The 14,259-nt window shown below is 34.6% G+C and carries 13 protein-coding genes and 1 pseudogene; 2 read left to right on the plus strand and 12 right to left on the minus strand.

Annotation, left to right across the window (positions count from 1 at the left end):
- Positions 1-29 precede the first annotated feature (29 nt).
- Positions 30-887, plus strand: coding sequence for a PhzF family phenazine biosynthesis protein (locus tag MHH85_RS11280; RefSeq protein ID WP_340707141.1), 858 nt, complete (start codon positions 30-32; stop codon positions 885-887).
- Positions 888-1,050: 163 nt separating this feature from the next.
- Positions 1,051-1,407 (plus strand): annotated as a pseudogene (locus MHH85_RS11285) (transposase).
- Between the two features lie 178 nt (positions 1,408-1,585).
- On the opposite strand, the gene MHH85_RS11290 reads toward MHH85_RS11285, so the two are convergent.
- The 12 genes from MHH85_RS11290 to MHH85_RS11345 form a co-directional block, all read right to left on the minus strand.
- Positions 1,586-2,542 carry an alpha/beta fold hydrolase gene (locus tag MHH85_RS11290; protein WP_340708161.1) on the minus strand — a complete coding sequence of 319 codons (957 nt, stop codon included), beginning with the start codon at positions 2,540-2,542 and terminating at the stop codon, positions 1,586-1,588.
- 248 nt (positions 2,543-2,790) lie between these two features.
- A complete protein-coding gene (locus MHH85_RS11295) occupies positions 2,791-4,158 on the minus strand; it encodes a sensor histidine kinase (protein ID WP_340707142.1) in 1,368 nt (455 codons plus the stop codon).
- On the minus strand, positions 4,155-4,829 hold the full coding sequence (locus MHH85_RS11300) for a response regulator transcription factor (RefSeq protein WP_340707143.1): 675 nt from the start codon (positions 4,827-4,829) through the stop codon (positions 4,155-4,157). Before MHH85_RS11300 ends, MHH85_RS11295 begins: the two co-directional genes overlap by 4 nt.
- A 155-nt stretch (positions 4,830-4,984) precedes the next feature.
- Entirely contained in the window at positions 4,985-5,632 is a 648-nt protein-coding gene (locus tag MHH85_RS11305; RefSeq protein WP_340707144.1) for an anti-sigma factor family protein, read from the minus strand.
- Complete coding sequence (locus tag MHH85_RS11310; RefSeq protein WP_340707145.1) at positions 5,622-6,131, minus strand: RNA polymerase sigma factor; 510 nt, start codon at positions 6,129-6,131, stop codon at positions 5,622-5,624. Before MHH85_RS11310 ends, MHH85_RS11305 begins: the two co-directional genes overlap by 11 nt.
- 228 nt (positions 6,132-6,359) lie before the next feature.
- On the minus strand, positions 6,360-7,823 hold the full coding sequence (locus tag MHH85_RS11315) for a protein adenylyltransferase SelO (RefSeq protein WP_340707146.1): 1,464 nt from the start codon (positions 7,821-7,823) through the stop codon (positions 6,360-6,362).
- A 221-nt stretch (positions 7,824-8,044) separates the two neighbouring features.
- Positions 8,045-9,502 (minus strand): hypothetical protein, encoded by a 1,458-nt coding sequence (locus MHH85_RS11320; protein ID WP_340707147.1) that lies wholly within the window; start codon positions 9,500-9,502, stop codon positions 8,045-8,047.
- Positions 9,492-10,016: a sigma-70 family RNA polymerase sigma factor gene (locus tag MHH85_RS11325; protein WP_340707148.1), complete on the minus strand. Its 525-nt coding sequence runs from the start codon at positions 10,014-10,016 to the stop codon at positions 9,492-9,494. Before MHH85_RS11325 ends, MHH85_RS11320 begins: the two co-directional genes overlap by 11 nt.
- Before the next feature lie 281 nt (positions 10,017-10,297).
- A complete protein-coding gene (locus MHH85_RS11330) occupies positions 10,298-10,777 on the minus strand; it encodes a metal-dependent hydrolase (protein ID WP_340707149.1) in 480 nt (159 codons plus the stop codon).
- Between the two features lie 334 nt (positions 10,778-11,111).
- Positions 11,112-11,621, minus strand: a complete 510-nt coding sequence (locus MHH85_RS11335) for a hypothetical protein (protein ID WP_340707150.1) — start codon at positions 11,619-11,621, stop codon at positions 11,112-11,114.
- A 379-nt stretch (positions 11,622-12,000) separates the two neighbouring features.
- Positions 12,001-12,741 carry a GntR family transcriptional regulator gene (locus tag MHH85_RS11340; RefSeq protein WP_340707151.1) on the minus strand — a complete coding sequence of 247 codons (741 nt, stop codon included), beginning with the start codon at positions 12,739-12,741 and terminating at the stop codon, positions 12,001-12,003.
- A 146-nt stretch (positions 12,742-12,887) separates the two neighbouring features.
- Positions 12,888-14,225 carry an MFS transporter gene (locus MHH85_RS11345; RefSeq protein WP_340707152.1) on the minus strand — a complete coding sequence of 446 codons (1,338 nt, stop codon included), beginning with the start codon at positions 14,223-14,225 and terminating at the stop codon, positions 12,888-12,890.
- Positions 14,226-14,259 lie beyond the last annotated feature (34 nt).

Raw genomic sequence — 14,259 nt, forward strand, 5'->3', positions numbered from 1 at the left:
TTACTATAAGTGAGGAAGGAAGGTGTCTTATGAAAATATCCGTTTATGTTGCAAGTGCATTTAGCAAGGATCATAAAGGCGGAAATAAAGCAGGAGTGGTATTTATTGAGAATACATTGACCACTACTCAAAAAATGGCAATAGCCAAACAACTGGGCTATGCGGAAACCGCATTTATATCAGAATCTGAAATTGCTGATTATAAATTTGAGTATTTTACACCAAAAGAAGAAGTTGATTTATGTGGTCATGCCACAATTGGCTCTTTCGCGATACTGATGCATTTAAATAAACTTTTCAGGAATCGCTATACGATTGAAACGAACAGTGGTGTTCTTACTATTACCATCAAAGATGACATCATATTCATGGAACAAAACAAACCGAAATTCTATGATGTTGTATCTCCAAATGAGTGCATCGACTGTTTTGACATTAAAGCTATAGACAATAAATATCCAATTCAAATTGTCTCCACGGGCTTAAAAGATATTTTAATTCCTATAAAAAGCGAAACACAATTACATGGACTGAAACCTAATTTTGAAAAAATTAAAGAAATCAGCAAGTATTATAATGTTGTCGGGATGCATCTATATACTTTTAATGACAATCGAATTATATGCAGAAATTTTGCTCCACTATACGACATCAATGAAGAAGCAGCGACTGGAACTTCAAACGGTGCATTAGCTTGCTACCTTTATGAACAGCACTACTTGCAAAAAGAAGTCTATGTATTTGAACAAGGTTATTCTTTACACTCGCCTTCCGAAATATTAGTTAAATTAGCAACCAATAGCAAGAATGAAATAGAAAAAGTTTATGTAGGCGGCAAAGGCTATTACTGTGAAACTAAGTGTTTAAATATAGAAAATATTGAGTGAAAATAAAAAAATACCGAATAAAAAGGTTGAGAAAATAATTTCTCAACCTCAGACTGTAGACAAAGTATCTGATTATTCGATACTTTGTCTTTTTTTCTTGGAAAATGGAGAAACGGTGCTGATTTAGATGTTGAAAAAACAAGATATGAGTAAATGAGATCAAATTGTTTTTTATTCTTTAGATGATCTAGTTCCACAGGAACATTTGTTAAGAGATATTGATAAGTAAGTTGATTTCAATTTTATTTATGAATTAGTAGAAGATAAATATGATGAAAATAATGGTAGACCTAGCTTAGATCCAGTTTTATTAATCAAGTTACCATTAATTCAATATTTATATGGTATTAAGAGTATGAGGCAAACAATAGAACGATTATTTGGAACAGCTAAAGAATTTCATGGTCTTCGCTATACGAATATGATTGGTAAAGAAAAAATGCACATGAAAATTGGGCTTACTTTTGCTTGTCTAAATATAAAAAAATTAGCAAAAATCCTGGAATTAAGAGACCAATAGGACTCTATTTTTTTTGCCTATTTCTGTGTTTTAATTCAAAAATAGAGAAGTAGATAAAAAAACAAACACATTATTTAATTGAACAATGTGTTTGTCTTCAATCTGAAACCCGCTCTAAAGAGCGGGGTTTTCAACTTATACACATCCACTAGATTGAAGATGAACTTTTTCAGAGCATTTATTTTGTTTCTTCCATAAATCTTCTAAGGTTTTCAACGATTTCTTTTGATTTGGTATGGTGTAAATAATGTTCGCCTTCAAGTGTCATCACTTTTCCATGTACCGAATCTTTTACTTGCTCTTCATGCAATGGTATCCATCTTTTTACACCTGTATTATTCGCTTGTATAAAGAAAATCAGGGGAAGATTTTTGGGAAACGTTAAATTTTCAGCAGCTTTAAAGTTAGTGTTGAAATTTTCCATTTCGTTTGATGTACTGGAATTATACATATTTCTTAGAGAAAGAATTCTCATTTGTTCTTTTGTTTTGTCATCATATGGTAGTCCAGTATATGGATCACCAGGTAGTTTTACTACCAATCTGGCTAAACCTGATTTTTTGAGAAATTTAAACGTTTTTATTGGGAATTTAGTATCCATACCACCTTGTGTAGGAACACTACTATCGATTCCGACAAATGCGCTCACTTCATTTTCATATTTGTTCACATAATCCAGTCCATATATGCCTGCAATAGAATGACCCATTAAAATATATCGGTCAATATTCAAGTTCTGCAATGCTTCATGTATTTCACTTACAATATTCTCTGTACTTCGTTCTTTTTCGGTATTGTCACTTAATCCATATCCAAAAGGCTCAACCACAACGACTCTATAATATGGAGATAGCTCATCCACTAGTGGCTTAAAATCAAGTGCTGGTGCAGCTGTTCCATATCCAGGTAGTAGCACGACAGTCTCGTCCCCCTTTCCTTGAATCAAAACATTCATATCTTTCCCATCGACTTTTACAGACTGACCATAAGGTTCTATTTTTCCTTGCTCCGATTTATTACAAACAATATGAACAATATAAACCGTTGCTAAAAAAATTCCGAATGCTATAATTATTGCTCCTATTATTTTGAGTAGAATGGTTAGTATTTTATTTGTTCTCATACCCATTCTCATTTTTATTGTCTCTATTAGTTTCACTTTTATCTTCTCCTGTCTTCATCTGTTTATTGGGCTACCATAACAAGCCGTTAAGGAAAGCTTATATGACGAAGATGTACTCTTTATGACGACAATATGAACTGAGTATGAACAAGCAAAAAAATACTACGACGTTATATGCAAGAAAACTTGAATATAACGTCGTAGTATAGGGAATACAGAAACCGCTTTTAAACATACGATTTGATAACTTATCAATTTAACTAATTTGTTGACGTTGTGATTGGCAAGGTGACAATGGTAGTTGTTCCTCGGCCCAACTCACTTTCCACTCGGATATCCCCTTGATGAAGCGATACAATTTGTTTAACTATGGCAAGTCCCATACCACTACCACCATATTTACGACTGTGAGAACGATCGGCTTTAAAAAACCGATCGAATATACGCTTCTGGTCTGCGAGTGAAATACCAATGCCCGTGTCGGATATTCGTACCATCACGTTTTTGTTATCTTGTTTGATGCTGACATTAATAACGCCGCCATCCTTGGAAAATTTGATGCTATTGCCTAGTATGTTCGTCCATACTTGATTTAATTGATCATAATCAGCCATTAAGCGAACCGGCTTTAAATTGAGCTCGAAGCGAATGTTACGCGCGGACCATTGTGGCTGGATCGCTACGATGACTCTTCTAATCTGTTCATCAAGGTTAAACGTCACCAGCTGCAATTGCTGAGACTGCGATTCAAGTAAGCTCAGCTTTAGCAGGCTATCACTCATCTTAGACATCCGATCTGCTTCAGCGATGATAATGTCGAGATAACGGCTTCTCTCGTTATCTGTGAGTTCTACTTGCTTGAGTGCTAAAGCATAACCGGATATAGAGGTGAGCGGCGATTGAACTTCATGCGACACGTTCGAGACGAAATCCCTACGCATCTGCTCTAGTTGATGTAGGTCATGCGTCATTTCTTCGAAGCTGCGAGCCAAAGTACCCAGCTCACCATTTTGTTTAATATTCAGCTTAACATTGAAATCTCCAGCTGCTATACGCCTAGTTGCTTGCGTCATCTTTTTAATTGGCCTTATAAGAAATATAGCTGCAACTAGAATTAATAAGCTTCCTGCAATCAACGAATAGGTCAAAAAAGTTATCGCCCAATTTCTGGTAAAAGCAGAAGAAGGGGGCGCGAGCGGCTCTACAAACATTGCTCTCGTTCCCATTTCCGTTTTCAACGGTAACCCTAAGAAAAAACTAGCAACACCATTTGGATTGACTTGAACAATATTTCCATCAAGTACTTCCTTTAGTTGTTCATTGGTCACAGTCACCGGATTGTGTCCGTTTAGTGATCCATATGACTGGAATTGACCCGTTTCATCATAAATTCGAATATGATATGAATCGAGCTGCTTCATTCCACTTACGAATAATTCCGCTTCACTTAAAGGAAGTGTTTCATAAATCCGGACAATGTCCTGACCAAAGTGAAGTAAGGGGATTTTTAAATTTTCGTTCAATTTATCTTTAAATACCCAAGTTGACATGAAAAAAGCAATGATAGTTCCCCCGATTACGGAGAGCAGAAATGTCAAGACAACACGCGTATATAAGGATCTGGTCATTCGTACACCTCAAGCCGATATCCCAGTCCACGCACAGTTTCAATACGAAAATCTGTTGTAGTAGAGAACCGTTCACGGAGGCGTTTAATATGTACGTCTATCGTTCGATCATCTCCAGCGTAATCGATCCCCCAAATCTGATCTATCAACTGCTCACGAGTATAAACCTGTCCCGGTGTTCCGGCGAGCTTATACAGCAATTCGAACTCCTTGAGTGGCAAGGTAAGCGAATCTGACCCACTCATCACCTTATAAGTCTTCCGATCAAGGATGATGTTACCGAACTGGATCGTCTGCGTAGAACCAATGCGGTATCGTTTCAATAATGCCTTAACACGAGCCGTCAACTCCAATGGATCGAATGGTTTCGTCAAATAATCATCTGTTCCAAGTTCGAAGCCCTTCACTTTCTCCCATGTTTCACCTCTTGCAGTCAACATAAGTAAAGGAAGATCAGGATTGGCTCTTCGAAGCTCCTTGCATAACGTCCAACCATCCATAATCGGCATCATAATATCAAGTACTACAAGATCCACATGCTTCGAGGCGTAGACAGTCAGTGCTTCCTTACCGTCCACGGCTTCAAGTGTTTTGAATCCATCGTTGCGTAGAAATAAACAAACAAGTTCGCGAATGATCGCATCGTCGTCAGCAACCAGTATAGTAGGCATGCGATTCCTCTTTTCCATCTCATATTGAAGTAACTATTATACTATATTTAATATTGATTTACTCCTATTCCCCCTTTCTGTTCGATAGTAAATAGAAGTCCCTTACTTATGATTATCAGTTATAAAAAAAGACCTAGGAAGCATCTAGGTCTCTGTCAAAACGCATTAATAAAAAATCTTCCTTGTGGAGCTTTTATTTCAAAGAAATACTTTTCGTTTTTCTTTAAGCCATCCAATTTCACGCTTTTTCCAGACTTTACTTGAATTTCATCAACTATTACTTTACCATTTACATCTTTTACCCTAAGAAGGATATCACTTTCAGTATCATTTCCATTATCAATGTCATTACTTCCGGCATTTACGATAGACTTCCTCCAGAAAACACGATCATATATTAGATAATTTTTGTCATTAAAGTTTAGGTTTTGCCACTCTTGCGTATCATCTTCTAAATCCACGACTGCGGTCACCTTTGGAGAAAAGAAATCATGAACAACACCTACATCTTGATAAACGAAATAACCTACAATCGTGATAAAAAAGGTCAATAAAAAAGTCATAACAATAGCCTTAATAACTTGGATACGCCGTTTTGTATTTATTTTTTTAAAAGGTGTAATTGCTTTTTTTACTTCTTCCGGTACCATTTGAACATAATCCATTTGCTGCTGTAGCCTTTTTAACGTCTGCCTACACTCTTCGCAATGCTGTACATGGCCTTCAACTAATTTTGCAGTATCTTCACTACAAATCTCATCAATATAGGATGGCAATAAATCTTTTATAATATTACAATTCATAAGGATCAATCCTTTCCGCTAGTTTTAATTTGGCACGGTAATAGGTCACCCTTGCCCAGTTCTCACTTTTATCAAATATCTCGCCAATCTCTTTAAAGCTGAGAGAAATGGATGTTCTTAATAAAAATATTTCACGATAAGGTTCATTTAACAGATGTATTTCTTTATGTATCGAAATGAGTGTATTCCGTTTGATAATCTCGACGTCTGGCTGCTCATCATTAGACGGCATATCCATCCCCATTTGTATCATATTTTCTACACTATCATTATTAGAATGCTTCTCCTTTTTTAAGTAGTTATAATATGTATGTTTTGCAATCTGACATAACCAAACAGACATTTTACATTTACCGTTGTATCGATGAATAGACTTTACCGCCTGATAAAAGGTCTCTTGTGTAAGTTCTTCAGCTAGATCTACATTTGAAGTTAAACAAATAAGAAAACGTTTTACTTCATCTGCATATGATTTGTATATATCACTTAAATCCTCCACGTTCCTCCCCCCTTCTCTCCAATTTTTCACCTGTGACACTTATATATAGATTTAAAATGCTATTCGTTACAGAAATTATTAATTTTTTTCATGTATAGATAATTTTTGTAGAAAAATCAACATAAACTTCCAACAAAAAAACCATTTCACCTCTATGAAATCCATAGAAGTGAGATGATTTTAATTAATTTTCATTATAATAATCAATTTTTTTTCAAAGCTGCATTATCAAGTACCACAATAAGTACGGTATGGCACTGTTGATGTAGATATCGTGGCATATTCAGTTTGTTCTGCTGAATACTCATAAGGATTTGAAAGTACATTTAAAAGTCGCTTCATCACACTATAGTCACCTTGATTCACTGCTGCTTCTAGTGCAGCTTCTACCCGATGGTTACGTGGAATTACCGCTGGATTACTAGCTCGCATCAACTGATTCGATGATGTTTGCGATTCTTGTTGTCGGCTTAGCCTCGCTTGCCAAAGCTCGTACCACTGTGCGAATTCTTGAGTTCCATAAAGGGCGGTTTCATCCATCGCATCTAATGTTAAAGCGCGAAAAGTATTAGTATAATCTACACGATACTTCTTCATTATACTTAAGAGTCCATTAATAAGAGCTTCATCTTCGTCCTCTTCATTTAATATCCCAAGCTTTGCTCTCATCCCTGCAAGCCAATTGGATTGATACAACTCATTAAACCCAGATAGCTGATTTTGGGCCATTTTGATAGCCTGCTCCAAATCATCATGCAGAAGAGGCAATAGAGATTCAGCAAAGCGCGCTAAATTCCAACCTGCTAATAATGGCTGATTACCATAAGAGTAGCGTCCTTGAGTGTCAATGGAACTGAACACGGTTTCTGGGTCATAGACATCCATAAAAGCACAAGGACCATAATCAATAGTTTCACCGCTAATGGTCATGTTATCTGTGTTCATCACTCCATGTATAAAACCAACTAGTTGCCATTTGGCAATAAGCTTCGCTTGACGCTCAATCACTTCTTGAAGTAACGAAAGATATTTGTCCTCATTAGCTTCAATGTTAGGGAAATGACGCTCAAGTGTATAGTCAGCAAGTGCCTGGAGTTCATCTACAGTGCAAAAATTTGCAGCATATTGAAAGGTTCCAACACGTATATGACTAGCTGCCACACGAGTCAAAACTGCGCCCGGTAGTTCGGTTTCACGGATAACTGACTCACCTATTGTTACTACTGCAAGACTACGGGTAGTAGGGATATCAAGGGCATGCATAGCTTCGCTAATAATATATTCGCGTAGCATTGGTCCTAGAGTTGCACGGCCATCACCCCCGCGGGAGTAAGGAGTTCTACCTGATCCTTTAAGCTGAACATCAAGCCTCTGCCCATTTGGTGAAATGTGCTCACCTAACAGTACTGCTCGGCCGTCTCCTAACATATTAAAATGACCGAATTGATGGCCCGCATAAGCTTGAGCAAGTGGTGAAGCGCCTTCAGGAATCTGACTTCCTGCAAGTGTTTCAATACCCTCTTCTTTTTGTAATTCTTGAACATTTAAGCCTAAAGATGTTGCCAACTCGCTATTGAAAATGATCAACTCCGGCGAAATTGCAGGTGTTGGATTAATGCTTGAAAAGAAAGTGTTCGGCAGACGGCTATAACTGTTGTCAAAGTTCCAACCTGTTTCATTATTTTTTGTCATGGTTTCTCCTTTTTTATCTTTTAATAATTCACATTCTCATATATGAAATAATAACCAAAAACATTTTTATAATTTTTTGTTATTTACATTCTATAAAAACATAATGCATTTCTTTTTAATGTTTACTTTTGCTTATTTATTATACCGTTTGCACAGTTTCAAGTCCTTTTTATTTTCAGAATTGCTTAATTAAAGTGAACACCACGATTTGCACTTAACATCTATTTTCTCTTCAACTTCAACTCTATTATCTCTTCATGATTTCCCCATTTTACAGTGACCGGAATTACCTTTTCTTCACGGATAAGCAAACCGCCTATAGAAGCACTAGTTAAGGTATATTCACGTTGAACAATAGATTCATTTAATTCTTGATTGAGAGAACTTTTTTCCCCAGCTACAGCATATGAAATGTGTATCTTCTTGCTTAGAGCTAATTCTTTTAAGTTTCCTTTATAATGCACGGTTAATTTGCTTTTATCATCATTTTTGTAATCTATTTTACCCGTACCCTCTCCCCAATGCTCCGAGGAAGTATATTCAAATGTTGCTTTCCAGTTTTTACTCTCACCAACATAATGAATTTTTTTCGCATTGACATCAAGTGTGTAAATGGAATGATCCTCATCTTCTGAATTAACAACAAGTACACCTTCTGGCGAAAACCTTGGAACTACAAGTCTATCAGGGATATTATCGAATGCATGGGTATCCGTAAGACTGGAATCAGCTAAAGTGTAGAGCTTTACCGTATCTCCTTCTGTCAATGCAATATGATTTTGATAAATGCCGAAGTCACTAAAGTCGTTTGTTTGAATAGGCGAAATTTTACCAGTATTAAGATTCATCTGTTGTAGCACATCATCTCCGATAAAAAATACTGAATCGTTAGCATAAGATAGCCTTTGTACAAGATCTGCCTCTACATTAAACACTTTCACTTCTTGATTTCCAATATCGTAAATGTAAATAGCTTGCTGATCTTTGATTTTATTTGCAGCAATAAAATATTGATCATTTAACACTGAACGACTATTTGAGCTTTCTAAATTAATAGGTATTTTCGTAATCTTTTTCGTTTCGAGATTTATCATTCGGAAATTCACTTTATCTGATGAAGCATCTAAGAATGAAATTTTATTACCGGAAATTTGTAAGTCACCAACAAATTGCTGATTTAATTTATACGTTTCATTTGAATATCGATTTTGTACATAAATTGACGAAACAGTAGCATACACCAACCATTGTTCATTGAATGCAATATCTTGTATAGGAACTGCTGTAGATTTTATTAAATCTTCCTCAAAATGCATGTTTAAATCATACTTTAAAACCTTTTTTCGATTTGAACTAAGTGTAATTAGTGAATGAGTTGAATAATCATATTGAGCATCTATTAAATTTGGATATTCATAAGGTAAAATTGCTTTTTCATACATCACATCTGCATTTTTTTCTTGTCTAATTACCTGTTCGTTTAAGTAAATTACCGCGAACAAACACCCAATAACGGCGAGTGCAACTCCAACTAGAACGGGTTGCCATTTACGTTTAGGTTTCTTTTGTTGTTCAAGACGTGCTTCTGCTTTTTCAAGGATTGTTTGCTGTTTTTCTTTACTTAAAGTGACATGTTTAGGGACTATTTGATCTAATATGCTTTTCCATTCAATTTTCATCTAGCACTACCTCCTCAAATGTTGTTTTAGCTAAACGTCTTCCCCTCGCTAACCTGGTCTTTACTGTATTCTCAGAGCATTCTAAAATTCTACCAACTTCTTGTATCGAAAATCCCTCTAAATAATACAGCCAAAGCACTTCTCTATATTTTGGGGTTAACTTTGAAAGTAATGCACTTACTTCACTACTCATTTCTTTCATAATAGCTCTCTGTTCAGGACCATCACTTGTGGGTAGCAATTTTGAAATTGTTTCCGTCCATTCAAGCTTGCGATACGACCAACTTTTTAAATAATTGTGACAAATATTCACTGTAATTCGATATAAGTATGTTTTTACACTAGATTTTGCTTCAAAATCTTCAAGATGTATGTAATATTGTATAAATGCTTCTTGCACGAGATCTTCAGCTTTTGATTCGTCTTTCACATACGTATAAGCAAGCCTTACGAGATACTTCCCGTACAAATCCATGGCTAGCTGCAGCTGCCTATTGCGCTCTTCTTTCTCCATCAGCTCTCCCCCTTGATATGTGTTAGACAATGCTCATAAATTTTAAGTTTCACTTTTGGTTAAAAAATGAAAAAATAATTAAATATATTAATCTAGTCATTGCTGTATTGCTATAACTATACAGTAGGTATTGCATTAAAGGATGAACATTCAAGAATATATGAGAATGATAAAAGCTAGGTAACCGATGGGTCATGACATTAATGTAATCGAGATTAATAATTAAACTCATATTAAAAAATCCTCTTAAGTCATTAACGACTTAAGAGGAAATCTCTGTTTCAGAGTAAATGAACAATAGTTTCAAATGCGAAATACACGCTAATAATTGTTAATACAGTAGCAACTATATTCTCCACCTTACTTCCTGTCCGAGTTGTAAGCGGGAATCGCACTGTAATTTTTAGTGGGAAGAATAACTTAATGCCATTTTTTGTAGCCATATCAAGGATATAATGGCTGACCATTCCTAGTAATACACCTGCTGTGATGGATTCATTCGAAATATATGTATTCATTACAAAGGACATTAATAATAAAAATAGTAAACTATGTGTGAACGATCGATGCCCAAATATCTTATTGACGATTTTTGATGTGATACGGAACGTCCTTCCTATTTTACTGCCACTGTGACAAATATCTGGAATCAACGCCCCAACAACACTTGAACCAATAAGTATTAATGGATCGTAATTTGAGATTTGTGCAAAAGCAAGACCTGCTGTAATGCCGCCTAAGATGTGAGTATTTCCTGTCATGCTTGTTATTCTCCTTAATTCTATTTAAATGTGTGCCCTTTTACATTACACTAATCATAGTCATTATTATATATATAATAGTGTTTTTTTGATAAACAAACAAATGTTTCGTGTTAATTTACCTAAGTTCATCATATCCTAATAAGAATCATGTCCTTTAAAGCCATGCTGGACTAATCTTAACTTGGCCACTATAGTAAGTGATACAAAAAAAGGCACCCACGATTGTTATATAAAAATAACATTTGTGAGTACTTTTATAGATATAGTTCTTTACCACAAAATACATCTGAGTTTTATTCTGTTATAGTTAGACAATCTTACAATCTTTTTTCTAATACACAGTTTTCAACGTATTTGTTTTACGATTGTACTTTGAAATATAGGTGTATTCTATATCAAGGAAGCGATTATAGTATGTAGTAATAAGTTTGTTATTGGACACGTAACGCACAGTTTGAGCCCCAACTTCTCCACTGATTTTTACTTTAGTGAACTTTCCGTTTTTAATCGCATATATTTTTTCTACATATGGCCATCCATGATGTTCATATATGCAAAAGATTAATGTCGGTTGATTTGCCCGATTCATCACCTTTACCACAGCTTTATCAATTTCAGTATCTTTAAATAAAGTACTCACATTTTTTGTACTTTTCCCGGGGTACTTTACTGTAAAGCGGTAGCCATCAAATCCATTACTTGTTTGTAGTTTCAATGTTTTTAAATCGCGATCCACTGCAGAATACGATTTTGCTAAAGCCCTGTTGTTACTTGTAGTACTAAATGTAAAAATAGAAACTACAAGTAAAATGCTTGTAAGGTAGACAATAACTTTTTTCATTCCATCAACTCCTAATAGGTATATTATCACTAATAATAACTAAAAAATAGATTAAATTACTAATAAATACTTCATAAAAAAATTATCCCCTTAATGTATTCATAATAAAAAGCGCGATCCAACAGTTCGTTGAGAAACGACTATTGTGGACTCACGCTTTTAAATATTCTTTCTTTTTTTATAGAGAGGTTCATCTTAATATGTATATATAAGCTGTTTATTAAAAATATTTAACTAAGTATTACTTAAGTGTTGTAGGATAAATATGTACACTGAGGAGTCTTTTCTCATGCTTGTACTTTTCTGTGAGAAAAACTATCTCAAAAGTTAAAACTATGTTAAAACGTCTTATTGAAACCTTCTAGTTATTTCAAAACTTCTACTTCACCGCATTTACTTTTAAGCAACTATACACTCTAGGTATATAGTATTTATTGTAAACTAATGGGTATTCCTCATAAATAAAAACACTCTCTAACAATAAATCACAGTCTTCTCCACCAACTACTTTATGTTTCTGTGATGAAGAATTAACAGAAGTTGAACGCTTTATATCAATTGTTGATCTATTTGCAAGCTCATAAATTCCGGTTTCAAGCATTTCTAATAATTGATCACTATCTTGTAAATCTAAATTCAATTCAGCTACTGCTTCAATCGCCATATTCGTAAAAGAATACGCCACAACTTCCCCTTCACTTTTATACCAGCGCTCACATGCAACAACTGCTGCAGACTTCCTACATAATACTTGCTGCGAATATTCACTATCCAAATCGATTCTAAAACTCATCTCAACATCGTCTATTAGTTTCGTATGAGATTTATATAGAGGGTTCCCTATTTTATCTAAACCTATTTTTTGATTATTAGTTGGAATCTTCGTAATGAAATTCCCTTTACCATGTACTCTTTTAACCAGACCATCGTCTTGTAGTAGAGATAGGGACTGTCTTAATGTCATTCTACTAACCCCGAACATTTTTGCTAGTTCGGGTTCCGCCGGTAATTTACTATCTAACATGAACGTACCATTCATGATGAGTTTATATAATTGATCATATACAGTAATATACAATGGTTTTTTTCTTTTTTGTATGTTCGCGATTTTGAATTCCACCTTCACACACACCTATGTTATTTTTAGATAATGGATCCTCATCTATTTGTTTCTTTAATATGTATTTTCAATTCTTTTCATTTCCTAAATATAAAAAATGTGTCACAGTTTATTATCTGTGACACATTTACTTAAACTAACTTCAGTTAATTCGTTTTTGCTGATTTACCCAATAAAGCCACAAACAATCCTAAACTAACAGCTGCAATAATTGAAAGAACAATTAGGATAGTTGAAACTTCTACTTTATCAAGCATTGCTGCAGTATATGTGATACCAATAGAAGCAGCCACATTCAATGTTAAATTGTAGAAACCGATTGCTGTTCCTGATTTATCTTTTGGTATAGTTCTAATACATGTTTCAAGCATAGGTGCATACATGAATGCAAATGAAGCTGAGAATAACATCATAGAAATAACAAAAATGACAACAGGACTTCCAACAAATAAGCCTGGAATTAATAAGCTAGCTGCAATACCAATAAGTGCTATAGTGATTGCTTGTTTACTGCTTAAATATTTTGCAATTTTCCCAGAAAGCATACCAACAATAATTGCTGCAATGTACCCAGGGATTAATAATAATGAGATAACATCTAGTTTTAAACCGTATACCCCTTCAAGGATAAATGGGAAAGTAAAAATATAGCCTAATTGAACTGTATAAATTACAAATGCAACTGATAAAGTTCTAATAAAATTCTTGTTTTTGAAGAAAGTTATATCAATTAGAGCTTTAGGACTTTTACTTATATACACTAAGAATAACGTCATAGCAATAATAAAACCAATTAGATATAGCCAATTAAAGTCTGAAATAAAGAGAATAACCGAAGTAGCAATTGCTGCAATTAAAAATAAACCAATTACATCAACATAGCTTTTTGTAGACTTTTCTTTCGGTAGATATTTCATGATAAATGGAACAAGAGCTATTGTTACTAAAGGAATTATAAATAGAGTCGTCCAATGTAAATATGTTGAAACAAACCCTCCTGTTACAGAACCAATTACAAGTGACAAAGAATAACTACTTGTACTAAACCCTAAAAACTTTTTCTGTTCAGCTTTTGGCAAGTGCTTTGTAACGTAAATCACATATAATGTTTCAGCAGATGCTAAACCAGCTGTTTGAATAATTCTCGAAAATAGAATCATCGCATACGAATCTTTAAAAACGTAACCCATCACAGAACCAGCACAAATCATAATAACACCAGCGATTAAAAGCGTTCTGATATTAATCGAATCAGCTAATGAGGCATATACAACTGCTCCAATACCAATTACAAGACCTGCAAGTGTAGCTTGCCAGCTAACCGTTGTTACTGAAATTCCAAGGTCATCTGCTATTGCTACTGAAACTAATTTAAACGAATTATCAATAGTCAATGCGAAAACAAAGAAAAGTAAAATTATAGGTACTGCCTTTTTTACATTATGGTTTTGTGATGCTGATGATTTTTCACTTATTGCGACCATTCTATGGCTCCCTGTCTTAAGAAAATTTAATTTA

This window comes from Viridibacillus sp. FSL E2-0187, assembly GCF_038006425.1.
GTDB lineage: Bacteria > Bacillota > Bacilli > Bacillales_A > Planococcaceae > Viridibacillus > Viridibacillus arvi.